We start from the raw sequence: 25,508 nt of genomic DNA, 5'->3' as shown, positions 1-25,508 counted from the left end.
GGCTTGCACTCGATGGGGTCGAGTGCCAGAATGGGCGTTAGCACTCGCATCCCCTGAGTGCTAATCAGAACGTCTACGTCCAGGAGGGACGACAAAACTCATGGCAAAGATCATCGCTTTCGATGAGGAGGCCCGCCGCGGCCTCGAGCGTGGCCTGAACATCCTCGCCGACGCTGTCAAGGTGACCCTCGGCCCGCGCGGTCGCAACGTCGTGCTCGAGAAGAAGTGGGGCGCCCCCACGATCACGAACGACGGTGTCTCGATCGCCAAGGAGATCGAGCTGGACGACCCGTACGAGAAGATCGGCGCGGAGCTCGTCAAGGAGGTCGCCAAGAAGACCGACGACGTCGCCGGTGACGGCACGACCACCGCGACCGTCCTCGCCCAGGCTCTGGTCCGCGAGGGTCTGCGCAACGTCGCAGCCGGCGCCGACCCGATCTCGCTCAAGCGCGGCATCGAGAAGGCCGTCGCGGCGATCACCGCCGAGCTCCTCTCCAGCGCGAAGGAGATCGACTCCAAGGAGCAGATCGCGGCCACCGCATCCATCTCCGCCGCTGACAGCGAGATCGGCGAGCTCATCGCCGAGGCGATCGACAAGGTCGGCAAGGAGGGCGTCGTCACGGTCGAGGAGTCCCAGACCTTCGGCACCGAGCTCGAGCTCACCGAGGGTATGCGTTTCGACAAGGGCTACCTGAACCCGTACTTCGTCACGGACGCAGATCGCCAGGAGGCCGTGTTCGAGGAGCCCTACATCCTCATCGCGAACTCGAAGATCTCGAACATCAAGGACCTGCTCCCGGTCGTCGACAAGGTGATCCAGGACGGCAAGGAACTCGTCATCATCGCCGAGGACGTCGAAGGCGAGGCTCTCGCGACGCTCGTGCTGAACAAGATCCGCGGCATCTTCAAGTCGGCTGCCGTCAAGGCTCCCGGCTTCGGTGACCGTCGCAAGGCGCAGCTGCAGGACATCGCGATCCTCACCGGCGGCCAGGTCATCACCGAAGAGGTCGGCCTCAAGCTCGAGAACACCACGCTCGACCTGCTCGGCCGTGCACGCAAGGTCATCATCACCAAGGACGAGACCACCATCGTTGAGGGTGCGGGCGAGACCGACCAGATCGAGGGTCGCGTGACCCAGATCCGTCGCGAGATCGAGAACACCGACAGCGACTACGACCGCGAGAAGCTCCAGGAGCGCCTCGCCAAGCTCGCCGGCGGCGTGGCCGTCATCAAGGCGGGTGCGGCGACCGAGGTCGAGCTCAAGGAGCGCAAGCACCGCATCGAGGACGCCGTCCGCAACGCGAAGGCCGCTGTGGAAGAGGGCATCGTCGCCGGTGGTGGCGTCGCGCTCATCCAGTCGGGCACGAAGGCGCTCGACGGTCTCGAGCTCTCCGGTGACGAGGCGACCGGTGCGAACATCGTCCGCGTCGCGATCTCGGCTCCGCTGAAGCAGATCGCCCTGAACGCCGGCCTCGAGCCTGGCGTCGTCGCGAACAAGGTCGCCGGTCTCCCCGGTGGCGAGGGTCTGAACGCGGCATCCGGCGAGTACGTCGACATGTTCAACGCCGGCATCATCGACCCCGCCAAGGTGACGCGTTCCGCGCTGCAGAACGCCGCGTCGATCGCCGGTCTGTTCCTCACCACGGAGGCCGTCGTCGCCGACAAGCCCGAGAAGAACCCGGCTCCGGCCGGCGACCCCACGGGTGGCATGGACTTCTGAGAAGTCTCTCCTCAGGAGGGCCCTCGAACCGTTCGGTTCGAGGGCCTTCTTCGTGTCCTCAGCGGAACAGACCTGCGGAGTAGCGGTCGGCGTCGGCATACTGATGGGCGGCGGCCCCGAGGGCATTGCCGATCGAGTCCAACACCTGTTCCACGTGCATCTGCGCTGCGGCCCACTGGTCACTGCATCCCTGGAACGCCGCGGAGGCTGCGCCGGTCCAGGAGGACTGCAGTTGCGTGAGCTGCGCCCTGAGCGCCTGCGACTCGCTGCGCAGGCGTTCCATGGTCGCTCGTGCCGCGCCGTTGGCGGCGAGGACCGCGTCGGTGTCGACGGTGTAGACGGACATGAGAGCTCCTCTCGTCGGGGGTACACACGCTAGAGGGCGGCATGCAGCCCGCAGGCGAGTGGTTCCGGCATCCGTGGGTCTCCGGCTCGTCGCCCGCGCTGTGGAGGGCGGGTCAGAGCTCGTCGAGGTCCAGTCGCTGCATCGGCTGGGTGTCCTCGAGCAGGTGCGCAGGAGTCGACTGGGCGGGTGCCAGTGGCAACGTCACGATGAACGTGGCTCCGCCGCCGGGGGTCTCGTCCACTCGTACCTGACCGTGCAGGGCCGTGACGATCGACGAGACGATGGCGAGTCCCAGGCCCGAGCCGCCGGTCTCCCTGGCGCGCGAGGTGTCCGCTCGCCAGAAGCGCTCGAAGATCTGCTCGCGGATCTGAGGCGGGATACCCTCGCCATGGTCCACGATGGCGATGCTCCCCGTGCCGGCGGCCCTGTCCGCGTCGACCACGAGCTCGATCGGCACATCCTCGGGGGAGAAGCGCCGCGCGTTGCCGAGCAGGTTGGCGACGACCTGGCGGACCTTGTTCTCCTCACCGAGGACGATCGGAGGGGTGCGCACGGGGACGTCCGTGACCTCACTGAAGTCGATCTGCGGCATGGACTGGGTGGTCTGCCGCGGTCGACGGCGCAGCCGCGCCAGAGGTCCGGTACGGGACTTCACCGTCGGAGGGTCGAGTTTTGGCAAGGGCGGCAGGGATTGCGCCGGCACGGTCTGCACGGCATCCGTCGTCCTGTCGATGACCGTGATCGTGCGCCCTGGGGCGGCCGCTCGGACATCGAGCGCGGCGTCCCGTGCGATGGGCCGAAGGTCCAGCGGCTGGATGTGCAGCTCCGGTTCCTCGTCGAGTCTTGCGAGATCGAGCAGGTCCTCGACGAGGACACCCATGCGGATCGCTTCCTTCTCGATGCGCTCCATGGCGCGGGCGGTGTCCTCCTCGCCGCGGATGGCCCCCATGCGGTACAGCTCGGCGTACCCGCGGACGCTCACCAGTGGTGTGCGCAGCTCATGGCTCGCGTCGCCGATGAAGCGGCGCATGTGCTGCACGGTGCGGTCGCGCTGGGCGAGCGACTGGTCGATGCGCTCGAGCATGGTGTTGATGGCGAAGTTCAGCCGGCCGACCTCGGTGGTGGGTTCGAGATCCGTGAGGCGTTGGCTGAAGTCCCCTGAGGCGATGAGCATGGCGGCCGACTCCACCTGACCGAGGCGCCGGAAGGTGAGGGTGACGAGTCCGCGGATGAGCAGCGCGGCGATGAGGATCGTGACCAGGGCGACGGTCGTGTAGACGCCGAAGTACTGGCGGATGATGCTGTCCGCCTCGGCGAGGGGGAGTGCGACGAACTGCACGTAGAGCGTGCCGTCGTCGCCGGGGACGACGGCGACCGCTCCACGGAACTCCTCCCCGTCCTCGCTGCGCAGGGGGATCGCCTGGTCCTCGAGCGCGTGAGCTCGATCCAGCGGCATCGATGCGGCGAAGCTGGGCGCCGCGGAGCCGGAGGCGCCGCCGGCCTGGGCGAGGAATGTGCCGTCGGCGGCATATACCGCGAAGCTGTAGTCCGCAGACCGCGGCGCCGTCTCCGACATGACCAGGCGCTGCGTTCCGTCGGTCGTCTCGACGTCGAACCAGCGGCTGACCAGGTCGCTGACGGCGAGCGACGGAAGCTGACCTTCGATGTTGAGGACGAGGGAGTTGCGGAGCAGAGGAACGGTGCCGACGCCAGCGGCGAAGAGCCCGAGGGCGAGGACGGCGACGGTGACTCCGGTGACCTTGGCGCGCAGGCTGATCCGGCGCCACCAACTGGTGACCGCGTCAGGCTTGTCCGCCATGCCCGCTCCCTTCGCGGACTACTTTCCCACCTTGAGCATGTATCCGAACCCGCGCTTGGTCTGGATGACGGAGTCCTCGGTGTGCGGATCGATCTTGCGTCGCAGGTAGGAGATGTAGCTCTCGACGATGCCCGCGTCACCGTTGAAGTCGTACTCCCACACGTGGTCGAGGATCTGCGCCTTCGACAGCACGCGGTTGGGGTTGAGCATGAGGTAGCGCAGGAGCTTGAACTCCGTGGGGCTGAGTTCGATGGGCTCCTTGCCGACGAACACGTCGTGCGTGTCCTGATCCATTGACAGCTCGCCTGCCCGGATGATCGACTCCTCGTCGGCCTGCATGGTGCGCCGCAGGATCGCCTGCACGCGCGCGACGATCTCATCGAGCGCGAACGGCTTGGTGACGTAGTCGTCACCGCCGGCGTTGAGGCCCTCGATCTTGTCCTGCGTGTCGTCCTTCGCCGTGAGGAACAGGATGGGTGCGGTGAACCCTGCGCCGCGCAGGCGCTTGGTGACGCTGAATCCGTTCATGTCGGGCAGCATGACATCGAGGATGATGAGGTCGGGTTCCTCCTCGAGGACAGCGGAGATCGTCGCTGCGCCGTTCCCGACGGTCTTCACCTGGTAACCGGCGAAGCTCAGACCGGTGGACAGCAGGTCGCGGATGTTCGGCTCGTCGTCGACGACCAGGATGCGTGCATCACTCATGTCCCCATTATGGTGAATCCGGCCATGTGCGCGCTGACCATTCGCCCGTTCGGCGCGTTCATTCCTCCAGCGCGGCGTCCACCGCACGGGCGATGATGTCGCCGATCAGGCGGCCTGAAGCGCGTCGGCGTCGAGGATCGTGTAGCTGTAGCCCTGCTCGGCGAGGAAACGCTGACGGTTCTGCGCGTAGTCCTGGTCGACCGTGTCACGCGCGATGAGCGTGTAGAAGCTCGCGGTGTGCCCGGACTGCTTCGGGCGGAGCAGACGCCCGAGGCGCTGCGCCTCCTCCTGACGGGAACCGAACGATCCAGACACCTGGATCGCGACGGACGCCTCCGGGAGGTCGATCGAGAAGTTCGCGACCTTCGAGACCACGAGCAGTTCGATCTCGCCCTCACGGAACTGGCGGTACAGCTCTTCGCGCTCGTCGACGGGGGTCGCTCCGGTGATCTGCGGTGCGTTCAGCGCCTCGGAGAGCGTCTCGAGCTGGTCGAGGTACTGGCCGATCACGAGGATGCGCTCGCCGGGGTGCTTGGCGATCAGCTCACGCACCGCGTCGATCTTCGCGGGTGCGGATGCGGCAAGACGGTACCGTTCGTCGTCGGTCGCGGCGGCGTACTCGAGCCGGTCGTCGGCGGGCAGGTCGACGCGCACCTCGTAGCAGGCCGCCGGTGAGATGAAGCCCTGGGCTTCGATCTGCTTCCACGGGGCATCGAACCGCTTGGGGCCGATGAGGCTGAACACGTCGCCCTCCCTGCCGTCCTCGCGCACGAGCGTCGCCGTCAGCCCGATCCGCCGCCGCGCCTGCAGATCGGCGGTGAGCTTGAAGACGGGCGCCGGCAGCAGGTGCACCTCGTCGTAGACGATGAGGCCCCAGTCGAGGGCGTCGAGCAGCGCGAGGTGGGCGTACTCGCCCTTCCGCTTGGCGGTGAGGATCTGATAGGTCGCGATGGTGACCGGCTTGACCTCCTTCGACTGCCCGGAGTACTCGCCGATCTCCTCGGGTGTGAGGGACGTGCGCTTGAGCAGCTCATCGCGCCACTGCCGTGCCGAGACGGTGTTGGTGACGAGGATGAGGGTCGTCGTCTTCGTCGCCGCCATCGCACCGGCGCCGACGATGGTCTTCCCCGCGCCACAGGGCAGCACGACCACGCCCGATCCGTCCTTGGAGAACGCGTCGACGGCGTCCTGCTGGTACGGGCGGATGTGCCAGCCGTCCTCCGCCAGCTCGATCTCGTGCGGCGTGCCCGGGGTGTAGCCGGCGAGGTCTTCGGCCGGCCAGCCGATCTTCAGCAGTTCCTGCTTGATCTGACCGCGCGCCCACGCGTCGACGACGAAGCTGTCGTCGGACGGGCGTCCGATCAGCAGTGGCTGGATGCGCTTGTTGTTCGCGACCTGGGCGAGGACGGCGGGATCCGTGGAGCGCAGGATGAGGGTTCCCTCGTCATCGCGTTCGATCACGAGGCGGCCGTAGCGGTCGACGGTCTCTCGCAGATCGACGGACACGGACGGCGGAACGGGGAATCGCGACCAGCGATTCAACACCTCGAGCATGTCGTCGGCGGTGTGCCCGGCGGCACGGGCGTTCCACAGGCCGAGCCGGGTGATCCGGTAGGTGTGGATGTGCTCCGGAGCGCGCTCGAGTTCTGCGAAGATCGCCAGCTCGTGGCGGGCGGTCTCGGCGTCGGCGTGCGCGACTTCGAGCAGGACGGTGCGGTCGCTCTGGACGATCAGGGGGCCATCAGACATAGCGGACCAGTCTACCGGCGTCAGGCGGTCGACGGGTCGATCACGCGTGCGGATCGGATGCTCTTGACCGGGAGCGTCCGCTCGACGTCCGCGGATCGGTCGCGCCCGCGCAGTCGGCCGCCGCCCATGCCGCTCGCCTCGAGCTGCAGCTCGCGGATCGAACCGTCCGGCATGGCGATCTCGACGAGCAGCACAGCCCTGGCACGTACTGCCGCCTCGAGCTCGCGGTCGAGCCAGGCGGCATCCGCATCCGGGCCCTGCTGCGCGCGCAGACGAGCGATCAGCGCGCGATGATCCGTCGCGGTTTCCGGTGCCGGCGGCGGAGCCGGATTGCGATCGACGACGAGCGGGGCGCCGTCCGGACCCACGATCATCGCCGGGTAGCGGGCATCGGTCAGAGTCCAGAACACGCTGTCGCGTCCGACCCGGGAGGTGAGGCCGTCGGCGTCGCGCGCGAGCGCGAGCGGACGAAGGGACTGATCCACGCCCATGGCGTCGAGCAGGGTGCCGTCGGTGCTCGTCACCCTGGTGCGCCCTGAGCCTGGGTCCGTGAACACGCGGACGAGTCCGTGCCGCTGCGATGTCTGCATCACCAGGTACTCGAGCGGCTGCGGGATGCCGGTCAAGGAGATCTCGCCGAGGAAGTCGAGGATGGAGGATGCCGTCTCGCCGGTCGTGAGGGCGTGTGCGATGGAATCGGCGGTGAAGCGGTACGACGACGCCTGTGCCGCCGACTCGCGGTCGGCGATGCTGCGCAGTCGCACATCAAGGGCCGGTTCGAGCGTGCCGGGGGCGATCGCGGTGAGGTCGTTCTGCAGGAAGATGCGGTCGACCTCGGCGGGGAGCATGCGCGTCAACGCCGTCGCGTCCGCCGGCGCGCCCTGCCGCAGCGGCACGGCCCACTCCGGTTCAGCGCCGTTCTGCGTGATGAGCCCGAGCAGCTCGGCTCGTGCGGTCAGCGCCGCACTGCGCTGCGCCCAGTTCGGGTCCCACGGGTGCTGGCGCGGCCACCGCGGCGTCGGAAGCCAACCGCCGGCGTCCGTCCGGATGCCGCGGGGCAGGGCGTCTCGGAACGCCTCGGCAAGTGCGGTCCAGCGTGCGGAGGCGGACAGCCGCAGCCAGGCGGTGCCGACATCCGTCACGCGCAGGCGCCGATCGGTCGCCTGAAGCAGGCCGGCGTCGGTGGCGATCGCGGCGAGGTCGTCGATGATCCCGGGTGCCGTGCCGGTCTCGGAGATCCGCCGGCGCTCTCCGGCGCCCAGCGCGCCGTTCGCGAGCAGGGTCAGGGGTGAGTCGGCCGCGAGGAGCACGATGTCCGCGATCGCCGCGACACTGGTGAACGCCCGCTCCGCCGCACGGGCAGCCTGCTGCTCCGTCGCGGCGGGCTGCGCATCGGCGGTGGACGGCGCCGGTACGGTGCGGTCGCCGACGGTCTCCGCCACCGGTGGCGCCGGGGTGCCGTCCGGGCGCAGCAGAGCGAGAGCCACCAGCGCATCGGTCTCAGTGCCCGCATCCCCGCCGTCGACGGCGCGGCGCAGCGCCGTCGCCTCGGCGAGTGTCAGCCGCGGCAGGACCCGTTCGATGGAGGCCGGATCCAGCAGTGCTTCGGCGGCGTCGAAGAAGTCGGTCCACGCGACGTCGGCACGCACGCTGCGCGCGGCGAAGAGTGCGGCGAGCTGCGCGTCCGAGGCAGCAGCCAGCCACACGGCGAGCGGGCGGGCATGCGTGCTCATGTCAGGAGCGCTTGGCTGCGCGTCCCTTCCGCACGAAGCTCAGCACCAGCAGGGCGATGATCATGAAGAACGCGATCGGCAGGCCCCACATCGGGATGGCGGCGACGACGGGCCACAGCCCCTCGGCGAAGTCGTTATGGTTCATGCCGGTGGCGCTGCCGATGATGATGGCGAAGAAGCAGATCACGGACAGCGCGGCGAGTGTCAGGGCCGTGAATGCGAGGATGCGATCCACTCGGCCGACAGGAGTCTCGGGTCCGGAGTTCTGCGTGCTCATCCGTCTCAGCCTAGCCCTTCGAACACCGGTAGGCTGGGGGAGAAGGCGCATCAGCGCGCCGTCATTCCGGCATCATCACACAGCGAGGTTTCCATGCCCACCGGCAAGGTCAGGTTCTACGACGACGAGAAGGGTTTCGGCTTCATCGCGAGCGATGACGGCCAGGACGTCTTCCTGCACGCCTCTGCCCTGCCCACAGGCACCGTGGTCAAGCCCGGTGCCAGGGTGGAGTTCGGCGTCGCCGACGGAAAGCGCGGACTTCAGGCGCTCTCCGTCCGCGTGCTCGAAGCGCCGGTCAGCCTCTCGAAGGCCAAGCGCAAGCCGGCCGACGACATGGCGATCATCATTGAAGATCTCGTGAAGCTCCTCGATGGCATCGGCGGCGATCTGCGCCGCGGTCGTTACCCCTCCAACAGCCATGGTCGCAAGATCGCGGCGGTTCTGCGCAAGGTCGCCGATGACCTCGACGCCTGATCCCGACGATCGCCTCATCGGCGCGCACGACCTCGCGCTCGCCGCTCTGCAGGAGATCACACCGTCCTCGTCGATCGGACCCGCTGCCGGGTATGTCGTCGAGGACGACGGATCCGTCTCGCTGCGGTTCGAGAACCGGCTGCCCGGCTACCCGGGGTGGTACTGGACGGTGACGGTGGCGCGCGTCGACGATGCGGAGCCGACCGTTCTCGAAGTGGAACTGTTGCCCAACGAGGGCGCACTCCTCGCACCCGAATGGGTGCCGTGGGCGGAGCGTCTGGCGGAGTACCGTGCGCACCAGGCCGAGCTCGCCGAACAGGCGGCGGCTGCCGAGCAGGGCGACGAGGACGAGCTCGAAGGCGACGACGCCGACGACCTCGATGAGGATGCCGATGACGAGGACGACGTCGACGAGGACGAGGACCCGTCCGAGGCGCGTGTGCTCCATGCGGGCGATCTCGACGGCGTGGACATCGACGAGCTGGACGACTCCGTCGTCGAAGACATCGCTGACGCCGCTGATGACGACGAGGACGAATCCGAAGAGGACGAGTCCGAAGACGAGTCTGATGAGGACAGCTCCGAAGAGGAGTGACGGCGGCGACGCGTTCGCGTCACTGCTCTCTGTCCGCGCCTTTCGCGAGCGCTCTGTCTGACGGGAACGGCGCGGCAGGTGTCTCCCGCCGCGCCGCCCGTGTCACCGCGTGGACCTCAGGAGGCGGAGTTCTCCAGCACGTGGTCGATCGAGCGGATGAGCTGACGCACGTCGTCCGGCTCGATCGATACGAAGGTGGCGATGCGCAGCTGATTGCGTCCGAGCTTGCGGTACGGCTCGGTGTCGACGATCCCGTTGGCTCGGAGGGTCTTCGCGATCGCCGCGGCGTCGATGTTCTCGTCGAAGTCGATCGTGACGACGACGGGGGAGCGGTGCGCCGGATCGGTGACGAACGGCGTCGCGACGGAAGACGCTTCCGCCCACGAGTAGAGCGCCTGCGAGGACTCCGCCGTTCGGGAGGCCGCCCAGGTCAGGCCGCCGTTGCCGTTGATCCACTGCAGCTGGCTGTCCAGCAGGTGCAGGGTCGTCAGGGCCGGCGTGTTGAGGGTCTGGTTCAGCCGCGAGTTGTCGACGGCGTTCTTCAGGCTGAGGAACTCGGGGATGTAGCGGTCGGATGCCGCGATGCGCTCGATGCGCTCGATCGCGGCGGGCGACATCGCCGCGAACCACAGGCCGCCGTCCGAACCGAGGTTCTTCTGCGGCGCGAAGTAGTAGACGTCCGCCTGAGTGACGTCGAAGTCGATGCCGCCCGCGGCGCTGGTCGCGTCGATCACGGTGAGGGCGCCGTCCGCGGCGACCCGCTCGATCGGAGCGGCCACACCCGTCGAGGTCTCATTGTGCGGCCAGGCGTAGACGTCGACACCGTCGACCACCTCGGCCGCGACCCGGGATCCGGGCTGGGCGGTGCGGACGTCGGGCGCCTCGAGCCACGGAGCACCGGCGGCCTTGGCGAACTTGCCGCCGAACTCGCCGAACGTGAGGTTCTGGCTGCGGCGCTCGATGAGGCCGAATGCGGCGGCATCCCAGAACGCGGTCGAACCGCCGTTGCCGAGGACGATCTCGTACCCCTCCGGAAGGCGGAACAGCGCGGCGAGCTGCTCCCGCACGCTGCCGACGAGGTTCTTCACCGGAGCCTGGCGGTGCGAGGTGCCGAGGATGCTCGCGCCGGCGGTCACGAGGGCCTCCAGTTGCGCGGGGCGCACCTTCGAGGGACCGCAGCCGAAGCGGCCGTCGACGGGCAGGAGGTCACGGGGAATCTCGATCGCCATGCGTCGATTCTAAAGCCGCGCGCGCCGCGCAGAATCCTCTGTGTCCACGTCTGACGTCCCACCGGGAATGTAGGCTTGCCTAAGAAGACCCGGAGGGCCAGATGACGGACTTGATCGACACGACGGAGATGTATCTCCGCACCATCCTCGAACTCGAAGAGGAGAACATCGTTCCGCTGCGCGCGCGTATCTCCGAGCGCCTCGGGCACTCCGGCCCCACCGTTTCGCAGACCGTCGGCCGCATGGAGCGCGACGGCCTCGTCGTCGTGTCGGAGGACCGCCGGCTCGAGCTGACCGACGCGGGCCGCCGCAAGGCTGTCGACGTCATGCGCAAGCACCGTCTCGCCGAGCGACTGCTCTCCGACGTCATCGGGCTCGACTGGGCGTTCGTCCACGAAGAGGCCTGCCGCTGGGAGCACGTCATGAGCGAGCAGGTCGAGCGCCGTCTTGTCGAACTGCTCGGCCATCCCACCGAGTCCCCGTACGGCAACCCCATTCCCGGGCTCGACCAGCTCGGCGACACCCCCGCCAGGACGTTCGACGAGGGGGTCATCGGCCTCGTTCAGAAGCTCAACGCCGCCGGCGAGCCGATCGATGGGACGGTCCGCCGCCTCGCCGAGCCGGCGCAGGTCGATCCGGAGCTCCTGCAGCAGTTGCGCGAGGCCGGGGTCGTCCCCGGAGCGCGCGGCAACTACCGCTACAGCGAGGGCTACGTCCTCATCGAGATGGACGGCAGTGAAGAGGGGCTCGAGCTCCCGGTCGAGCTCGCCTCGCACATCTTCCTCGTCGGTGAGCCCGCCTGAGTGATTCCTCTGTCGGGGAATTGCCAGCGTCTCAGAGTGACATGATCGTTATCTTCCGGTAACCTCGGTCAGGTCGTCGGCGAAGAAGCCCGCTGGCGGCACACCGTGAAGATTGCCTCTCCGGCTCGTCGTCTTCACGGCCCGATCGCATGAAGTGCCCCGAGCTAGTGCAACGAGAAGCAGAGTGCCGACGAGCAAGCGCACCCGAGCGCTGAGGCGCTGGAGGATCACCTTTTGGCCGCAGACATCGAACCGACGACGACACCTGAACAGACCCTGAAGCGCCGACGGACCCCCTCGGCGCGCAGCGCGGCGAAGAAGATGATCGCTCCTATGCGTTCGATCGCGATCTTCGGTGCTGTGGGAGCCCTGGTGGCCGCAGTCGCCCTTCCGGCCTACGCGGCATCCTCGACCCCGGTCGACGCCACCGCCACGTTGCAGCAGGTGGCCGCAGACGATGCGCAGTCACTCGTCGTGGCATCGCAGGCCACGTCTGCTCCGCTCGACCGCTCCACCTACTCCGCGACGACGCCGGAGGAGATCGAGCAGAAGAAGGCGGAAGAGGCGGCAGAGGCTGCCGCCGCAGCGGCCGCCGCGGCGGCGAGCAGCAGCGCGGCATCCGCCGGTGTGGACATGAGCGGCTACGCCATGACCGCACCCGGGTCCGGCGAGGTCCGCTATCCGCTTCCCCCCGGCTCGTACACCGAGGGCCGCACGGTCGGCGGCGGACACGACGGTGCCGACATGCTGGCTCCGGCCGGCACCCCGATCTACGCGGCGACCTCCGGTGTCGTGCGCGTCTCCAGCGAGAGCTACTACGGCTACGGCGTCGGCGTCGTCATCGACGGCGTAGTCGGCGGGCAGAGCGTGAGCACCGTCTACGGTCACATGACCAACGGAACCCGGCAGGTCTCCGCCGGTCAGACCGTCCAGGCCGGCCAGCTCATCGGGCTCGTCGGGAGCACCGGCCGCTCCACGGCCAACCACCTGCACTTCGAGGTGCAGATCGGCGGCGGTCTCTACGAGCCGTACGCCTGGCTCGCCGCGAACGCCGGCTGATCGAGCACTCCGAACGGCGACACGGAGCGGAACACCACCGGCCGTGTCGTCATCGCCCAGCATCATGGGCTAACCTGTTCCCGTCGTCACGAGGACGGGAGAAGCTGATGGAGGCAACACCGGGCATCCGCACCATGGATGCACTCGGTCGTTACGTCCTTCGGCATTGCCCGCAGGGATGCACGGAGCTTGTCGTGTGTGAAAGGCGCTGTCCATAGGACGGCGCCTTTTGTCGTTTCTGCGCACCGTCTGCCGTTCGAGTGACGCCGTGTGATCGAGAGCGCCGGGAAGCCGTCCCGGCGGATCGAGAGGATGACGATGCGCACACTGGTCCTGAACGCCGGGTACGAACCCCTCGCGGTGGTGTCCTTCAAACGAGCACTGGTGCTCGTGATGAACGACAAGGCCACGGTCATCGAGCGTGTGGAGGGCGATCCGGTCTGGGCCGCCTCCGGCGCCTACGATCGCCCGGCCGTCATCGTCCTGTCGAGATACGTCCGCGTGCCGATGAGCAGACTCGTCCCCGTCACCAGACGCGGCGTACTGCGCCGTGACGATCACCGATGCGGCTACTGCGGGAACGCGGCATCCACGATCGATCACGTGCTTCCACGCTCACGCGGGGGAGCGGGGTCATGGGAGAACCTCGTGGCCTGCTGCCTTCGGTGCAACAACATCAAGGGCGACCGCACCCCGCAGGAGATGAACTGGCGACTGCGCATCACGCCGCAACCGCCCAGGGGCGGTCGATGGACGGTGCGCGGCACCGAGCGCAGTGATCCGAGTTGGGAGCCGTACCTCGCGCTCGCGGCATGAGACGGGGTGGCGGGCGCCGCGCAGGCACTCACTGACAGACGGTGCCCCTGGAGGGACTCGAACCCCCAACCGTTTGCTTAGGACGCAACTGCTCTTCCATTGAGCTACAGAGGCTGGCGCGATCCAGTCTACTGGTTGCGCCAGGACGGACTCACGCCGGGGAGTCCTCCGACGGGGCGCCCTCGGCCTCGGGTTCGACCTGAGGCCGTCCGATCACTCCGATGCCGACGGCCTCGTGGCTGGGCTCCGGCCGGCCCGGCTCGGGAGCCTTCGGTGCCTCCGCGGGTTCCTTCTCCGTGCTGGGCTCCTCCATCTCCTCGGCATCCGGCATCTGGTCGGCATCCGGGGTGTCCGGCTCTTCCGGATCCTGGCCGGTGGTGGGGGCGTTGTCGCTCATGACTGTCTCCTCTCGGGTGTGGACGATCAGGGGTTCAGGACGACTTTGATGCAGCCGTCCTCCTTGCGCTGGAACGTCGAGTACAGCGCGGGGGCGTCCTCGAGTGGGGCGTGGTGCGTGGCGAGGTCCATCACGCCGAGCGGGTCGGCGGGGTCCTCGACGAGGGGGACGAGATCTTCCATCCAGCGCTTGACGTTGCACTGTCCCATGCGCAGGTTCATCTGCTTGTCGAACATGGTCTTCATCGGCATGATGTCGGCGTCGCCGGCGTAGACGCCGCTGAGGGAGACGGTCCCTCCGCGACGCACGATGTCGATCGCGGCGTGCAGGGCCGTCAGACGGTCGAGGCCCGCTTTGTCGAGGGCGACGCGCGCCACGGCATCCGGGAGCAGACCGACCGCGTGCTGGGCGAACTTCACGCCCGGAGCGCCGTGCGCCTCCATGCCGACGGCGTCGACGACGGAGTCCGCTCCGCGTCCTTCCGTCTGGTCGCGCAACTCGTCGACGATCGTGTCCGAGAGGTCGAAGGTCTCGACGCCGTGGCGCTCGGCCATCGCCCGTCGCTCGGGAACCGGGTCCACAGCGAGAACCCGAAGACCGCGCTGCGCGCCGATCCGCGTGGCGAACTGGCCGACCGGACCGAGGCCGAGCACCGCAAGGGTCCCGCCCTCCGGCACGTTCGCGTACTCCACTCCCTGCCACGCGGTCGGAAGGATGTCGCTGAGATACAGGTAGCGATCGTCCGGAAGCTCGGAGCCGACGCGCACATGGTTGTAGTCCGCGAGCGGCACACGGAGGTACTCGGCCTGCCCGCCAGGCACCTGCCCGTAGAGCTTGGTGTATCCGAACAGGGCGGCGCCGCTGCCGTACTCGCGCACCTGGGTCGTCTCGCACTGCGACTGGAGCCCGCGGCGACACATGAAGCACTCGCCGCAGGCGATGTTGAACGGGATGACCACCCGATCTCCGACGGAGAGATTCGTCACTGCCGCCCCGACCTCGACAACGACGCCCATCGGTTCATGCCCGAGGATGTCGCCGCGGTCGAGGAACGGTCCGAGAAGCTCGTAGAGGTGGAGGTCCGATCCGCAGATCGCGGACGAGGTGATGCGGATGATCGCATCCGTCGGTTTCTGGATCACCGGATCGGGGACTTCGGTGACCTGTACATCGCGTTTTCCCTGCCAGGTGAGTGCTCTCATGTCTTCACCATCGACCATCGGCGCAAGCGCACGTACCCGGTTGACAAACCGGCTGCTCTGACCCAGTGCCCACTGTCAAGGCCGTGACGCGGACCCGGTGGAGCGGGCAGGCTGAGCGTGTGAGCGATGAACGAACGGCCGATGCCGAACACCCCGATGCGGAACGTGACGATGCGCCCGAGACGCCCCTCGAGGTCGAGGGGCGGTCGTGGTGGTACGCCGCGCGCCGATCGATCAGGGCGTTCGCCACCGACGGGTGCATCGACATCGCCGCGAGCCTGACCTTCTTCAGCGTGCTCGCGCTCGTCCCGGCGATCATGGTTGCGTTCTCCATCGTGAGCCTGCTCGGTCGCGGTGATGAGACGGCACGCATCGTCGTGGACGTCGTGCGCGCCCTCGTGCCGGATGCGGATGCCTCTTCCGTCCGCGATGCCGTCTCCCAGATCGCTGAGACCCGCCCTTCGGGGATCGTGCTCGTCATCGCCGTCGGCCTGACGGTGTGGTCGGTGGCGCGCTACGTCGCAGCGCTCGGACGGGGGATGAACACGATCTTCGGAGTGCCAGAGGGGCGCGTCCTCTGGCGGTTGAAGATCGCGCACGTACTCGTCGCGATCGTCGTCATCATCTGCATCGCACTCGCCGTCTCCGTGCTCGTCCTCACCGCGGGCGTCGCGGAGGCGATCGGCGAAGCGCTCGGTTGGGGAGAGACGGTCCTCGTCGTCTGGCGCATCGTGCGCTGGCCGCTTCTGGCCGCGGTGGTCATCTTCCTGCTCGCGTTCCTCTACTACTTCGCCCCCAACGTGCGCCCGGAGCACTTCCGCTGGATGAGCATCGGCGGTGCCGTCGCGCTCGTCGTGCTCGTCATCGCCTCGTTCGGCTTCTGGCTGTACGTGTCGAACATCGCCGACTACGACCGGGTCTACGGCGCGCTCGCCGGGGTGATCGTGTTCGCGCTGTGGCTGTGGATCGCGAACATGGCTCTGCTCGTCGGCGCCGAGTTCGACGCGGAACTCGAGCGCGTCCGGCAGCTGGAGGCCGGCATCCCGGCGGAGAAGCAGCTACAGGTCCCGCTGCGTGATGCGCGTCGAATCGTGAAGGCCGTACGGCTGGATCGCAAGGAGGAGGCCGAGGCGCGTCGCATCCGGCGGTGATCCACCGGATGCGTTGTCAAGCCCTGTGTCCGCCCGGACGGCTCGACGCTATCTTCGTGGGATGACCACCGAACATAAGGATCCGTCTCGCCTGCGCCGCGCCATCACCGGGCCGCTGCTGTTCGCGTTCATCCTCGGCGACGTCCTCGGAGCCGGCATCTACGCGCTGATGGGCGTCCTGTCCGCCGAGGTCGGTGGGATGCTGTGGGCACCGCTGCTGGTGGCGCTGCTGCTCGCGCTCCTCACGGCCGGGTCCTACGCGGAACTCGTGACGAAGTATCCCCGCGCCGGTGGCGCATCGGTGTTCGCCGAGCGAGCGTTCCACAGCAGGATCGTGTCGTTCCTCGTCGGATTCAGCATGATGGCCGCGGGCGTCGTGAGTGCCGCCGGCCTCGCGCTGGCATTCGCGGGCGAGTACCTGCAGACGTTCTTCGAACTCCCCGCGATCCCCGTCGCAATGATCTTCCTCGTGATCGTCGGCGCACTCAACGCGCGCGGCATCCGTGAGTCGATGGGCGCCAACCTCGTCATGACCGCGATCGAGCTCAGCGGTCTGGTCATCGTGATCGTCGTGGTCAGTGTCTTCGTGGCCGGGGGAGGGGGCGACATCTCGCGCGTCACCGAGGTCCCTGAGGACACGGCTGTCGGGTTCGCCGTGCTCGGCGGTGCGATCATCGCGTACTACTCGTTCGTGGGTTTCGAGACTTCGGCGAACATCATCGAGGAGGTCAAGGAGCCGTCGAAGGTGTATCCGAAGGCGCTGTTCGCCTCGTTGATCACCGCCGGAGTCGTGTACGTGCTGGTGGGTCTCGCCAGCTCCATCGCTCTCCCCGCGGAGGAGTTGCAGGAGTCGAGCGGGCCACTGCTGGCCGTCGTCGAGGCGACGGGTGTCGCGATCCCTTCCTGGCTGTTCAGCCTGATCGCCCTCATCGCCGTGGCGAACGGCGCCCTGCTCACGATGATCATGGCGAGCCGTCTCGCCTACGGCATGGCGGAGCAGCAGCTGCTCCCCGGCGCGCTGTCGCGGGTGCTCCCTCGGCGGAAGACCCCATGGGTCGCGATCCTCACGACGACGCTCGTGGCGATGCTGCTCACGCTCGTCGGAGACCTCGCCACACTCGCTGAGACCGTCGTGCTCCTGCTGCTGTTCGTCTTCATGAGCGCGAACGTCTCCGTCCTCGTGCTGCGTCGTGACCGCGTGGACCACGATCACTTCCGCGTGTGGACGTTCGTGCCCGTCCTCGGGATCGCCTCCTGCATCCTGCTGCTCACGCAGCAGCGGCCGCTGGTCTGGCTGTTCGGAGCCATCCTGCTCGCCGTCGGCGTGGCCCTCTACCTGCTCGCGCAGTGGGGCCGTCGCCACGAGAAGGATTCGGATGCCGTGAGCGAGCCTCATGCGGCGGAAGAGGACCAGCCGACCCGTTGAGTCGCGCCGCCGAGACGGCGGATGCGGAATTCTCAGGTGGCTCGGGTTAGATTCGTCATAGGGCATGTCCCGCTCGGTGTGCAGCCCCGCACCCCGGTGTATTTTCAGGAGAGCATGTCATGGGAAGCCTGTACTACGGCGATTCCGCAGAAGCGATAAACATCGAGGACCGTGCGCTGGCACACCTCAAGATCGTCATCGCCACGAAACTACGTCGCAACGAGAGCTTCACGCTGTCGTGGCGTCACCCGGAACTCGAGGAGAGCGGGCGCAGCACCATCTGGCTGCACCCGTCCATCCCGCTGCGCTTCGTGTTCGAGTCGCCGGACGTGCCGGAGATCAGTCGTCAGTGGGTCGAAGACCTCGCGGACTCGGCGAGTTCGAGCGGCGGGATCACGCTGGTCGACGAACACGTCGAACCGGTGCTGTCCGCCTGAGACCCGTCAGTCGTCGTCAGCCCCGGAGGCCACCTGATCGGCCGTCGCGCTTTCGATGAGGTCCGGATCCATGTCGGGGTCGACGCCGCGCTCGCCGTCTCGTTCCACGGTCAGTGGATCCGTGACGTCGGGGCCGTGCTCCTCCGGCGTGCGGTCGTCGTCGGGGAGGGGAAGCGGGGGAACGAGGGGGTTCGACATCGTGTGTCCTTTCGTCGGTTCACCGCAGGCTACGACGCGGGGCGGCCCCTCCTGGACCCGGTTGACGGCGCCCATCACGCGGGCTATGGGGGCGTACTCCTAGACTGAGCGCGTGGAGCCCCTCGACACCCTCGCCGCCGTGGGGGAGGTCATGTCGTGGGTCGGCCTCGGAGCAGGCATCCCGCTCCTCGTCATCACCGGGATGATCGCGATCGCCGAGGGGCGCTGGGAAGCCGTGGAGATCGCCGTGGTCGATCGGGCGGGCATCGCCACCGCCCGATGGTTCTGCGCGGGGGACTTCCACGAACGGCCGCTGTCAGCGAGGGAGCATGCCGCCGAGGGCTGGCACGACGGCTTCGTGAGTGTGCGGGATCCCAGCCATGTGCGGCTGAGCCCGCCTGTGGCGCGTCGGCTCTTCGCGACCCTCGGAGCGGTCTTCATCGCCGTGGGGATCGTCGGGTTCATCCTCTCGATGATCCCGGCGTTCCTCTGACGCAGTCTCCCGCGCCAGAGGAACGCGTCGGATCACTTCTCGCCGCGACCCAGCTTGGAGGGCCACCACACGGCCCGTCCGATGTCGTACGTCAGCGCGGGCACGAGCAGCGTCCGCACCACGAACGTGTCCAGCAGCACACCGAACGCGACGATGAAGGCGAGCTGGGCGAGGAAGAGGATCGGGATCACTGACAGCGCGGCGAAGGTCGCCGCCAGCACGAGCCCTGCCGAGGTGATGACGCCACCCGTGACCGCCAGGCCCCGGAGCACACCCTCCCGCGTCCCGTGCTTGAGGGACTCCTCACGCACGCGTGTCATCAGGAAGATGTTGTAGTCGATACCGAGCGCCACGAGGAAGACGAAGCCGTACAGCGGCACGGCGGGGTCGGCCCCGGGGAAGTCGAAGATCCCGTTGAACACCAGCGCCGAGACGCCCATCGCCGTTCCGAAGGACAGCACGGTGGTGAGGATCAGCAGGACCGGCGCGAGGATCGAGCGCAGCAGCAGCATGAGGATGAACAGGATCACCACGAGCACGATCGGGATGATGAGGTTGCGGTCGTGCACGGACGCGTCATTCGTGTCGACAGCGGTGGCCGTGACACCGCCGACGCGGGCGTCGAGATCCGTCAGGTCGACGCGCAGATCGCGGACAGTGGAGGCGGCCGCATCGGAGTCCGCGGCATCCGTGAGGGTGCCCTGGAGCAGGACCTCACCGTCCACGACGGTCGGCTCGGGAGCGGGGGTCCCCGGAGGGCCGAACGCGGCGATCCCGTCCTCGGTGACACCTGCCGAGCCGCTGGGCGAGTCGGACGCGGTGACCGCCACGGAGTCGATGCCGTCGTTCGCGAGCATCACGTCGGCCGCGTCCTGGAGCTTGCTCTCGTCGACCACGACGTACACCGGGCTCCCGGAGCCGCCGGGGAAGTGCTCGCCCAGCGCGACCTGACCGTCGCGCGCCTCGGACGATCCGAGCACGAGGTCCGACTGCGGGACGCCGTTGGCGTTCAGCTGAGTGACGCCGAGGGCGCCGACGGCCAGGACGAGGGTGGTGACGATCCAGATGACGCGGGGGCGCCGCTGCACGAGACGGGCGACCTTGGCCCACAGGCCGGTCGTGGCCATGCCGTCCTCGGCGCGGACGACCTCGGGCTCGAACTTCGGGCGACGGGGCCAGAACGCCGCGCGACCGAAGGCGAACAGCAGTGCGGGCAGCAGCGTGAGGGCGGAGAGCATCGCGAAGACGATGCCGATGGATGCCACGGGCCCGAGGGTGCTGTTGGACTTCAGGTCGCTGAGCAGCAGGCACATGAGGCCGGCGATGACCGTGCCTCCGGAGGCGAGGATCGGCTCGAACGAGCCCTTCCAGGCCGCGATGACGGCAGCGCCCTTGTCCTTCGTGCTGCGCAGCTCTTCACGGAAGCGCGCGACGTAGAGGAGGGAGTAGTCCGTCGCGGCACCGATGACGAGGATGAACAGGATGCCCTGGGTCTGACCGCTCAGCAGCAGGATCTCCCACTTCGCCAGCCACCAGACGACGAGCAGGGCGACGCACAGGGCGAACAGGCTCGTCGAGAGGACGACGATCGGAAGGAGCAGGGAACGGTAGACGAGGATGAGGATGACGAGCACTGCCAGCAGGGCGACTCCCAGCAGGAGCCCGTCGATGCCGGCGAATCCGGCGACGAGGTCGGCGGAGAAGCCCGCGGGGCCGGTGACGTAGACGGTCACACCGTCCGGCACGGCAGCGCGCAGTTCGTCTTCGAGCGCGGACACGGCGTCGCCGAGATCCGCGTCGCTCGAGATCGGGATGAACGCCTGGACGGCCATGCCGTCCTCCGAGGGGATGGCCGGCGACACTTCGTCGGCGACACCTTCGACATCGGTGGCACCGCTGACCGCGTCGTCGATGGCGGAGAGCTGCGATTCGGTGAGCTCTTCGTCCCCGACGAACACGACGATCGCCGGGATCGCCTCGGAGTCGTTGAACTCGCCGAGAAGCTGCTGGACCTCGGTGGCGTCAGAGGATGACGGGAGGTAGCTGGTCTGGTCGTTGGACGAGACCTCGCTGACCTTGCCGAAGAGCGGGCCGCCGAGTCCGGCACCCGCAAGCCATACGAGGATCAGCAGTGCCGGTACGAGCATGCGGATCCAGGACCGACGTCGCACCCGCGCGCGGGGCGCGGGCTCAGTGCTCTCGGGCATGTCATCCTCATTTCACTAGCTTGGCTAGATGAAAACTTAGCATGAAATGCATCTTGGAGTAGCATCATCAGATGGCCCTTGACAAGACCTCTCCCCAGTCCCCACGCGAGGGCCGCAACTCGCTCGCGTCGCGATCCGACATCTACGACGTGAACATCAGTGACCCTCGGAGCGAACTGGTCGATCGGGGAGACATGTCGGCCGAGGATGTGCAGCAGATCAGTGCGCTCATGCGCGCGCTCGGAGAGTTGCGCGACGCAGAGCAGAAGCTCTCCGATGCGTCGCTGCGCTTCATGAAGCTCAATCAGACGGACATGCGCGCGCTGCACTATCTCATCACCTGCGAGAACAGCGACGTGGTCGTGACCCCCGGTGCGATCGCCACCCACCTCGACATCTCCACCGCCTCCACGACGAAGCTGCTCGATCGTCTGGAGCGCGGGGGACACATCACCAGAGCCCCGCATCCGTCGGACCGTCGAGCGCTGGCGATCGCGATATCACCGGCGACGCGGAAGTCCGCGATGGAGACCGTCGGGCGTCAGCACGCGCGACGATTCACTGCGGCCGCGCGGCTGTCACCCACGGAGCGCGAGACCGTCACGCGTTTCCTCCGCGACATGACGGCGGAGATCGCCATCACCGACCAGGCGTGGGCGATCTCAGACCACGACTGAACGGTCAGTGCGCGGCGCGGTAGGCCTCGACGATCGATGCCGGAACACGACCGCGCTCGGAGACCTGGTGTCCGTTCTCCTGCGCCCACTCGCGGATCGCCGCGGTGTCGTTCGACGATGTCGACCGCTTCCTCGGGGATCCGGCCCTGCCGGCGGAGGATGATGCACGACGAGCGCCGGCGATGTACGGCTCGAGCGCATTCCGCAATGCGTCGGCATTCTCGGTGGTCAGATCGATCTCATATGCGATGTTGTTGAGAGAGAAATGAACAGTCTCTCCTTCACCGACCCCGAGGATCGTTCCATCGAGATCGTCGACAAGCTGGTGCACAATACGTCGGGCCATTTCCTCAGCATACGCATTGCGCATATGCGTGGACAATGCGCCGCCGCACTTTCTCTTCGGCGAATCGCCAGAGGGAGGAATTGTCCCGCGAATTCGACCTCAGGGAAGTATTCCCATTCGCCGCGCACGCGCGACGGCGGCGTGACGCGTCGAGGCATCCAATTTCGACATGGCTGTTCCGAGATAGGCCTTCACAGTGCCCTCCCGCAGTCCGAGCCGTGCCGCGATCTCGGAGTTCGTGCATCCGAGCGCCGCGCACGCGAGGACGTCGGTCTCGCGTGGGGACAGGCGCACGGTGGGGATCGGGCGCGTGATCGGCCCGGTCGTCGGAGACGGTTCGGCACCGGCGAACGCGAGCAGCCGCTGCTCGAGGCGATCCAGGCGGCTGCGGAGCTGGGCATCGGCGACCTCGGCGGAGATGCCGCGCAGCTCGGCGAAACTCTCGCGCAGCTCTTCGCGATCCGCTCCGGTGACGGTCTGCGGTCGGGCGGACAGAGCGTGCACGCGTCGCTCGACCTCGTCGCGGATGCGCAGTTCGGATGCCACGGCCTCCGCGACGCTCATCGCCGGGGCGGTCGTCACGCCTCCGACGGGGGCTTCCCGCCAGGCGCCGGTGTAGAGGACGCCGCGGGAGCGTCCGTCCACGATGATCGGGATCGCGAGGAGAGTGCGCAGGCCCTCGCCCAGGATGAAGCTGTCGTAGTCGTGCGTGATCTGCCTGGACGATCCGTAGTCACTGGTGAGCCGTGGGCGCAGCTCCATCATCGCGCGCCCGCCGAGTCCTCGCTCCGGGCGGACGGTGAGCCCCTCCAGGCTGCGCGTCCTGGTGCCGACGATGGCCGTGACGGGAACGGAACCCTCGGCCATGAGACCGCCGAAGGCGACGGGGAAGCGGGTGCGCTGAGCCAACTCGCGCACAGCCTGTGCGACGAGATCGGCTTCCGGATCGAAGATGATCGCTGGGCTCCTCGGTACCGACTTTCGGGGGTGACGGCGACGCCGCGCTTTTCGTAGCGTCGACCCTACCACTCGCGCGGTCACCACCGCGTGATGATCCGACATGAGGCAAGGAGGCCCCATGACTGACCGACCCATCGACGAATCGGCCGGCGGAATCGACTACATCGCCGTGGAGGAATCGACACGATTCCAGAAACTGAAGAGAACACAGCGATCCTTCATATTCCCGTTGGCAGCGCTCTTTCTCATCTGGTATTTCGTCTACGTGCTCCTCGGTGCTTATGCGACGGAATTCATGGGGCAGAGAGTGTGGGGTGACATCACCGTCGGGCTGCTTCTCGGCCTCGGACAATTCGTCACGACATTCGCCATCACGATGGCGTACGTCTCATTCGCCAATCGAAAGCTCGATCCGAAGGCACAGGAGATCCGAGAGGAACTCGAGAACGCGGAGGTGCGGTCGTGAACATCGTCCATATGGCGGCTCCCGCCGGCGAGAACAACCCGGTCCTCAACGTCGGGATATTCGCGGCCTTCGTCGCGGTGACACTGTTCATCGTCATCCGCGCCAGTCGCAACAACAAGACGGCGGCCGACTACTACGCCGCCGGTCGCTCGTTCACGGGACCGCAGAACGGCTTCGCGATCGCCGGTGACTATCTGTCGGCGGCGTCGTTCCTCGGCATCTGCGGCGCGATCGCCGTCAACGGCTACGACGGGTTCCTTTACTCGATCGGCTTCCTCGTGGCGTGGCTGGTCGCGCTGCTGCTGGTCGCGGAGCTCATGCGCAACACCGGCAAGTTCACGATGGCCGATGTGCTCTCGTTCCGTCTGAAGCAGCGCCCCGTGCGCATGGCCGCGGCGATCACGACCCTCGCGGTGTGCTTCTTCTACCTGCTGGCGCAGATGGCCGGTGCCGGTGGGCTCGTGTCCCTGCTGATGGGGATCGACGGCCGGCTCGGACAGTCGATCGTCATCGCCGTCGTCGGCGTGCTCATGATCGTCTATGTGCTCATCGGCGGTATGAAGGGCACGACCTGGGTGCAGATCGTCAAGGCGTTCCTGCTCATCGGCGGTGCGATCGTGATGACGATCTGGGTCCTCGCGATCAACGGGTTCAACCTCAACACCCTGTTGGAGGCGGCGGTGGACGCCTCGCCTCAGGGTGACGCGATCCTCGCTCCCGGGCTGCAGTACGGCGCGAACCCGCTGGACTTCGTCTCGCTCGGTCTCGCCCTCGTCCTGGGCACCGCCGGTCTGCCGCACGTGCTGATGCGGTTCTACACGGTTCCGACGGCCAAGGAGGCGCGGCGTTCGGTCGTGTGGGCGATCTGGCTCATCGGTGGCTTCTACCTCCTCACGCTCGTGCTGGGTTACGGTGCCGGCGCGCTCGTCGGACCAGAGGTGATCACCGCTGCTCCCGGCGGTGTGAACTCTGCGGCACCGCTGCTCGCGCAGTACCTCGGTGGCCCCCTGCTGCTCGGGTTCATCTCGGCGGTCGCGTTCGCGACGATCCTCGCGGTCGTCGCAGGTCTCACCATCACGGCGGCGGCCTCCTTCGCTCATGACATCTATGCGAACGTCATCCAGAAGGGGCGGAAGAAGGCGGACGGGATGCCCGTGGACGCGGATCCGAACGCCGAGGTCAAGGTGGCTCGGCGCACGGTGGTCGTCATCGGCATCCTGGCGATCATCGGCGGGATCGGCGCGCAGGGTCAGAACATCGCGTTCCTCGTGGCGCTGGCGTTCGCCGTCGCCGCGTCGGCCAACCTGCCGACGATCCTCTATTCGCTCTTCTGGCGACGCTTCAACACCAGAGGTGCCGTGTGGAGCATGTACGGCGGGCTCGCCTCGGCGATCATCCTCATCGTGCTCTCCCCGGTGTTCTCCGGTTCCGAGACGGCGATGATCCCCTCCATCGACATCGCCATCTGGCCGTTGAACAACCCCGGCATCGTCTCGATCCCGCTCGGCTTCCTCCTCGGATGGCTGGGAACGATCACGAGCAGGACGGCCGAGTCCCGCGAGCTCGCCGCGGAGATGGAGGTCCGTTCGCTCACCGGGTTCGGGGCGGAGAAGGCCGTCGACCACTGACGACCCAATCCGTCTCGTGCACGAGGCGGGACCCCCTGGCGGCCCACTCGCCAGGGGGTCCTGTCGTCTAGCCCCTCTCGAGGTCGAGCAGGTAGCGCTTGTGCTCCGGATGCGCTCCGTACTGCCCCGGCGTGCCGTCGGAGCGCACGACGCGATGCACGGGGACGATGATCGAGAACGGTGTCAGGCGGCACGCGGTCCCGACCGCACGCGCCGCACCTGGGCTGCCTGCTGCCGCGGCGACCTCGCCGTAGCTCATCGTCTCACCCCAGGGGATGGTCGTGATCTGCTGCAGCGCGGTGCGATGGAACCCCTCGACCAACCGCCAGTCGAGACGCACCGTCTCGTCGAAGCGCACCGGGGACCCGGCGAAATAGTCGTCGAGCAGATGGGCCAGCTCGTCGGCGGCGCCGGGGTCGGGGACGGGGACGTCTCCCAACCGCGCGGAGACGTCTTCGAGCAGCCATGGCACGGAGGGATCGACGGACTCCGAGAGATCGAACCGGACGATGCCCTCGTCGGAGAAGACCACCAGGGCATCACCGAACGGAGTGGGCGCGAAGTCGTAGCGGAATGTCATGTTCTCATCGTGGTT

The 25,508-nt window shown here is 67.6% G+C and carries 27 protein-coding genes and 1 tRNA gene; 13 read left to right on the top strand and 15 right to left on the bottom strand.

The window, feature by feature from the left end; translation table 11 throughout:
• The first annotated feature begins 100 nt into the window (after positions 1-100).
• Positions 101-1,720, top strand: a complete 1,620-nt coding sequence (gene groL / locus HD600_RS02450; RefSeq protein WP_144797763.1) for a chaperonin GroEL — start codon at positions 101-103, stop codon at positions 1,718-1,720.
• A gap of 58 nt (positions 1,721-1,778) precedes the next feature.
• On the opposite strand, the gene HD600_RS02445 is transcribed toward groL, so the two are convergent.
• From HD600_RS02445 to HD600_RS02420, 6 genes are all read right to left on the bottom strand, one after another.
• Complete coding sequence (locus HD600_RS02445) at positions 1,779-2,066, bottom strand: WXG100 family type VII secretion target (protein WP_144797765.1); 288 nt, start codon at positions 2,064-2,066, stop codon at positions 1,779-1,781.
• Positions 2,067-2,178: 112 nt separating this feature from the next.
• Positions 2,179-3,885, bottom strand: a complete 1,707-nt coding sequence (locus HD600_RS02440; RefSeq protein WP_184281340.1) for a sensor histidine kinase — start codon at positions 3,883-3,885, stop codon at positions 2,179-2,181.
• Positions 3,886-3,903: 18 nt separating this feature from the next.
• Entirely contained in the window at positions 3,904-4,590 is a 687-nt protein-coding gene (locus HD600_RS02435; RefSeq protein ID WP_144797769.1) for a response regulator transcription factor, read from the bottom strand.
• A gap of 105 nt (positions 4,591-4,695) precedes the next feature.
• Positions 4,696-6,339 (bottom strand): DNA repair helicase XPB, encoded by a 1,644-nt coding sequence (locus HD600_RS02430; RefSeq protein ID WP_184281338.1) that lies wholly within the window; start codon positions 6,337-6,339, stop codon positions 4,696-4,698.
• A 20-nt stretch (positions 6,340-6,359) separates the two neighbouring features.
• Positions 6,360-8,072 (bottom strand): helicase-associated domain-containing protein, encoded by a 1,713-nt coding sequence (locus HD600_RS02425; protein ID WP_184281336.1) that lies wholly within the window; start codon positions 8,070-8,072, stop codon positions 6,360-6,362.
• A gap of 1 nt (position 8,073) precedes the next feature.
• The gene (locus tag HD600_RS02420; protein WP_184281334.1) at positions 8,074-8,349 is read right to left on the bottom strand and encodes a multidrug ABC transporter ATPase; all 276 of its coding nucleotides are present in this window, start codon (positions 8,347-8,349) and stop codon (positions 8,074-8,076) included.
• A gap of 93 nt (positions 8,350-8,442) precedes the next feature.
• Here HD600_RS02420 and HD600_RS02415 point away from each other — a divergent pair, with 93 nt between their 5' ends.
• Together HD600_RS02415 and HD600_RS02410 are read left to right on the top strand one after the other, a co-directional pair.
• Positions 8,443-8,823: a cold-shock protein gene (locus HD600_RS02415; RefSeq protein WP_144797780.1), complete on the top strand. Its 381-nt coding sequence runs from the start codon at positions 8,443-8,445 to the stop codon at positions 8,821-8,823.
• Complete coding sequence (locus tag HD600_RS02410; RefSeq protein WP_184281332.1) at positions 8,807-9,418, top strand: DUF3027 domain-containing protein; 612 nt, start codon at positions 8,807-8,809, stop codon at positions 9,416-9,418. The genes HD600_RS02415 and HD600_RS02410 overlap by 17 nt, the downstream gene beginning before the upstream one ends.
• Positions 9,419-9,534: 116 nt before the next feature.
• Here HD600_RS02410 and serC read toward each other — a convergent pair whose 3' ends face one another.
• Positions 9,535-10,647, bottom strand: coding sequence for a phosphoserine transaminase (serC, locus tag HD600_RS02405; RefSeq protein WP_184281330.1), 1,113 nt, complete (start codon positions 10,645-10,647; stop codon positions 9,535-9,537).
• 101 nt (positions 10,648-10,748) lie between these two features.
• On the opposite strand from serC, the gene HD600_RS02400 reads away from it, so the two are divergent.
• The 3 genes from HD600_RS02400 (at position 10,749) to HD600_RS02390 (ending at position 13,325) form a co-directional block, all read left to right on the top strand.
• Positions 10,749-11,450: an iron-dependent transcriptional repressor DtxR gene (locus tag HD600_RS02400; protein ID WP_144797786.1), complete on the top strand. Its 702-nt coding sequence runs from the start codon at positions 10,749-10,751 to the stop codon at positions 11,448-11,450.
• 333 nt (positions 11,451-11,783) lie between these two features.
• A complete protein-coding gene (locus HD600_RS02395; RefSeq protein WP_184281328.1) occupies positions 11,784-12,509 on the top strand; it encodes a M23 family metallopeptidase in 726 nt (241 codons plus the stop codon).
• A gap of 318 nt (positions 12,510-12,827) precedes the next feature.
• Complete coding sequence (locus HD600_RS02390) at positions 12,828-13,325, top strand: HNH endonuclease (RefSeq protein WP_144797789.1); 498 nt, start codon at positions 12,828-12,830, stop codon at positions 13,323-13,325.
• Positions 13,326-13,367: 42 nt separating this feature from the next.
• Here HD600_RS02390 and HD600_RS02385 read toward each other — a convergent pair.
• The 3 genes from HD600_RS02385 to HD600_RS02375 all read right to left on the bottom strand — a co-directional run bounded on the left by HD600_RS02385 (position 13,368) and on the right by HD600_RS02375 (position 14,924).
• A tRNA-Arg gene (locus HD600_RS02385) sits at positions 13,368-13,439 on the bottom strand.
• 37 nt (positions 13,440-13,476) lie between these two features.
• On the bottom strand, positions 13,477-13,722 hold the full coding sequence (locus HD600_RS02380) for a hypothetical protein (protein WP_144797791.1): 246 nt from the start codon (positions 13,720-13,722) through the stop codon (positions 13,477-13,479).
• A 26-nt stretch (positions 13,723-13,748) separates the two neighbouring features.
• Positions 13,749-14,924 carry an alcohol dehydrogenase catalytic domain-containing protein gene (locus HD600_RS02375; protein WP_184281326.1) on the bottom strand — a complete coding sequence of 392 codons (1,176 nt, stop codon included), beginning with the start codon at positions 14,922-14,924 and terminating at the stop codon, positions 13,749-13,751.
• 119 nt (positions 14,925-15,043) lie between these two features.
• Here HD600_RS02375 and HD600_RS02370 point away from each other — a divergent pair, with 119 nt between their 5' ends.
• The 3 genes from HD600_RS02370 (at position 15,044) to HD600_RS02360 (ending at position 17,938) form a co-directional block, all read left to right on the top strand.
• Complete coding sequence (locus HD600_RS02370) at positions 15,044-16,075, top strand: YhjD/YihY/BrkB family envelope integrity protein (protein WP_184281324.1); 1,032 nt, start codon at positions 15,044-15,046, stop codon at positions 16,073-16,075.
• 61 nt (positions 16,076-16,136) lie between these two features.
• Positions 16,137-17,501: an APC family permease gene (locus HD600_RS02365; protein WP_184281322.1), complete on the top strand. Its 1,365-nt coding sequence runs from the start codon at positions 16,137-16,139 to the stop codon at positions 17,499-17,501.
• A 119-nt stretch (positions 17,502-17,620) separates the two neighbouring features.
• Positions 17,621-17,938, top strand: coding sequence for a DUF7882 family protein (locus HD600_RS02360; protein WP_184281320.1), 318 nt, complete (start codon positions 17,621-17,623; stop codon positions 17,936-17,938).
• Positions 17,939-17,944: 6 nt separating this feature from the next.
• Here the strand turns inward: HD600_RS02360 and HD600_RS02355 are convergent, their stop codons facing one another.
• Complete coding sequence (locus tag HD600_RS02355) at positions 17,945-18,136, bottom strand: hypothetical protein (RefSeq protein WP_184281318.1); 192 nt, start codon at positions 18,134-18,136, stop codon at positions 17,945-17,947.
• Positions 18,137-18,248: 112 nt separating this feature from the next.
• Here HD600_RS02355 and HD600_RS02350 point away from each other — a divergent pair, with 112 nt between their 5' ends.
• Positions 18,249-18,629 carry a hypothetical protein gene (locus HD600_RS02350; protein ID WP_184281316.1) on the top strand — a complete coding sequence of 127 codons (381 nt, stop codon included), beginning with the start codon at positions 18,249-18,251 and terminating at the stop codon, positions 18,627-18,629.
• Between the two features lie 32 nt (positions 18,630-18,661).
• Here the strand turns inward: HD600_RS02350 and HD600_RS02345 are convergent, their stop codons facing one another.
• Positions 18,662-20,836 (bottom strand): MMPL family transporter, encoded by a 2,175-nt coding sequence (locus HD600_RS02345; protein WP_184281314.1) that lies wholly within the window; start codon positions 20,834-20,836, stop codon positions 18,662-18,664.
• Between the two features lie 71 nt (positions 20,837-20,907).
• On the opposite strand from HD600_RS02345, the gene HD600_RS02340 reads away from it, so the two are divergent.
• A complete protein-coding gene (locus HD600_RS02340; protein ID WP_184281312.1) occupies positions 20,908-21,513 on the top strand; it encodes a MarR family winged helix-turn-helix transcriptional regulator in 606 nt (201 codons plus the stop codon).
• Between the two features lie 4 nt (positions 21,514-21,517).
• Here the strand turns inward: HD600_RS02340 and HD600_RS02335 are convergent, their stop codons facing one another.
• The gene (locus tag HD600_RS02335; protein WP_144797809.1) at positions 21,518-21,859 is read right to left on the bottom strand and encodes a histone-like nucleoid-structuring protein Lsr2; all 342 of its coding nucleotides are present in this window, start codon (positions 21,857-21,859) and stop codon (positions 21,518-21,520) included.
• Between the two features lie 99 nt (positions 21,860-21,958).
• Positions 21,959-22,777 carry a LuxR C-terminal-related transcriptional regulator gene (locus HD600_RS02330; protein ID WP_338402269.1) on the bottom strand — a complete coding sequence of 273 codons (819 nt, stop codon included), beginning with the start codon at positions 22,775-22,777 and terminating at the stop codon, positions 21,959-21,961.
• Between the two features lie 160 nt (positions 22,778-22,937).
• On the opposite strand from HD600_RS02330, the gene HD600_RS02325 reads away from it, so the two are divergent.
• Together HD600_RS02325 and HD600_RS02320 are read left to right on the top strand one after the other, a co-directional pair.
• Positions 22,938-23,285 carry a DUF485 domain-containing protein gene (locus HD600_RS02325; RefSeq protein ID WP_184281308.1) on the top strand — a complete coding sequence of 116 codons (348 nt, stop codon included), beginning with the start codon at positions 22,938-22,940 and terminating at the stop codon, positions 23,283-23,285.
• Between the two features lie 11 nt (positions 23,286-23,296).
• Positions 23,297-24,913, top strand: a complete 1,617-nt coding sequence (locus HD600_RS02320; RefSeq protein ID WP_184284628.1) for a solute symporter family protein — start codon at positions 23,297-23,299, stop codon at positions 24,911-24,913.
• Between the two features lie 67 nt (positions 24,914-24,980).
• Here the strand turns inward: HD600_RS02320 and HD600_RS02315 are convergent, their stop codons facing one another.
• Positions 24,981-25,493 (bottom strand): methylated-DNA--[protein]-cysteine S-methyltransferase, encoded by a 513-nt coding sequence (locus tag HD600_RS02315; protein WP_144797815.1) that lies wholly within the window; start codon positions 25,491-25,493, stop codon positions 24,981-24,983.
• Positions 25,494-25,508: the final 15 nt, after the last annotated feature.

Origin of the sequence: Microbacterium ginsengiterrae, assembly GCF_014205075.1 — a bacterium.
GTDB lineage: Bacteria > Actinomycetota > Actinomycetes > Actinomycetales > Microbacteriaceae > Microbacterium > Microbacterium ginsengiterrae.
The sequence above is the reverse complement of the archived record's forward strand: the minus strand, read 5'-3'. Positions and strand labels throughout refer to the sequence as shown.

What these genes read in the sequence shown, in the direction of transcription:
- HD600_RS02435 (WP_144797769.1), bottom strand. Translation starts at nt 4,590, where the DNA reads ATGAGTGATGCACGCATCCTGGTCGTCGACGACGAGCCGAACATCCGC.
- HD600_RS02425 (WP_184281336.1), bottom strand. Translation starts at nt 8,072, where the DNA reads ATGAGCACGCATGCCCGCCCGCTCGCCGTGTGGCTGGCTGCTGCCTCG.
- HD600_RS02400 (WP_144797786.1), top strand. Translation starts at nt 10,749, where the DNA reads ATGACGGACTTGATCGACACGACGGAGATGTATCTCCGCACCATCCTC.
- HD600_RS02440 (WP_184281340.1), bottom strand. Translation starts at nt 3,885, where the DNA reads ATGGCGGACAAGCCTGACGCGGTCACCAGTTGGTGGCGCCGGATCAGC.
- HD600_RS02445 (WP_144797765.1), bottom strand. Translation starts at nt 2,066, where the DNA reads ATGTCCGTCTACACCGTCGACACCGACGCGGTCCTCGCCGCCAACGGC.
- HD600_RS02315 (WP_144797815.1), bottom strand. Translation starts at nt 25,493, where the DNA reads ATGACATTCCGCTACGACTTCGCGCCCACTCCGTTCGGTGATGCCCTG.
- HD600_RS02415 (WP_144797780.1), top strand. Translation starts at nt 8,443, where the DNA reads ATGCCCACCGGCAAGGTCAGGTTCTACGACGACGAGAAGGGTTTCGGC.
- HD600_RS02325 (WP_184281308.1), top strand. Translation starts at nt 22,938, where the DNA reads ATGACTGACCGACCCATCGACGAATCGGCCGGCGGAATCGACTACATC.
- HD600_RS02430 (WP_184281338.1), bottom strand. Translation starts at nt 6,339, where the DNA reads ATGTCTGATGGCCCCCTGATCGTCCAGAGCGACCGCACCGTCCTGCTC.
- HD600_RS02410 (WP_184281332.1), top strand. Translation starts at nt 8,807, where the DNA reads ATGACCTCGACGCCTGATCCCGACGATCGCCTCATCGGCGCGCACGAC.
- HD600_RS02420 (WP_184281334.1), bottom strand. Translation starts at nt 8,349, where the DNA reads ATGAGCACGCAGAACTCCGGACCCGAGACTCCTGTCGGCCGAGTGGAT.
- HD600_RS02340 (WP_184281312.1), top strand. Translation starts at nt 20,908, where the DNA reads ATGGCCCTTGACAAGACCTCTCCCCAGTCCCCACGCGAGGGCCGCAAC.
- HD600_RS02395 (WP_184281328.1), top strand. Translation starts at nt 11,784, where the DNA reads ATGCGTTCGATCGCGATCTTCGGTGCTGTGGGAGCCCTGGTGGCCGCA.
- groL (WP_144797763.1), top strand. Translation starts at nt 101, where the DNA reads ATGGCAAAGATCATCGCTTTCGATGAGGAGGCCCGCCGCGGCCTCGAG.
- HD600_RS02365 (WP_184281322.1), top strand. Translation starts at nt 16,137, where the DNA reads ATGACCACCGAACATAAGGATCCGTCTCGCCTGCGCCGCGCCATCACC.
- HD600_RS02375 (WP_184281326.1), bottom strand. Translation starts at nt 14,924, where the DNA reads ATGAGAGCACTCACCTGGCAGGGAAAACGCGATGTACAGGTCACCGAA.
- HD600_RS02320 (WP_184284628.1), top strand. Translation starts at nt 23,297, where the DNA reads ATGGCGGCTCCCGCCGGCGAGAACAACCCGGTCCTCAACGTCGGGATA.
- HD600_RS02360 (WP_184281320.1), top strand. Translation starts at nt 17,621, where the DNA reads ATGGGAAGCCTGTACTACGGCGATTCCGCAGAAGCGATAAACATCGAG.
- HD600_RS02345 (WP_184281314.1), bottom strand. Translation starts at nt 20,836, where the DNA reads ATGCCCGAGAGCACTGAGCCCGCGCCCCGCGCGCGGGTGCGACGTCGG.
- serC (WP_184281330.1), bottom strand. Translation starts at nt 10,647, where the DNA reads ATGGCGATCGAGATTCCCCGTGACCTCCTGCCCGTCGACGGCCGCTTC.
- HD600_RS02335 (WP_144797809.1), bottom strand. Translation starts at nt 21,859, where the DNA reads ATGGCCCGACGTATTGTGCACCAGCTTGTCGACGATCTCGATGGAACG.
- HD600_RS02355 (WP_184281318.1), bottom strand. Translation starts at nt 18,136, where the DNA reads ATGTCGAACCCCCTCGTTCCCCCGCTTCCCCTCCCCGACGACGACCGC.
- HD600_RS02380 (WP_144797791.1), bottom strand. Translation starts at nt 13,722, where the DNA reads ATGAGCGACAACGCCCCCACCACCGGCCAGGATCCGGAAGAGCCGGAC.
- HD600_RS02390 (WP_144797789.1), top strand. Translation starts at nt 12,828, where the DNA reads ATGCGCACACTGGTCCTGAACGCCGGGTACGAACCCCTCGCGGTGGTG.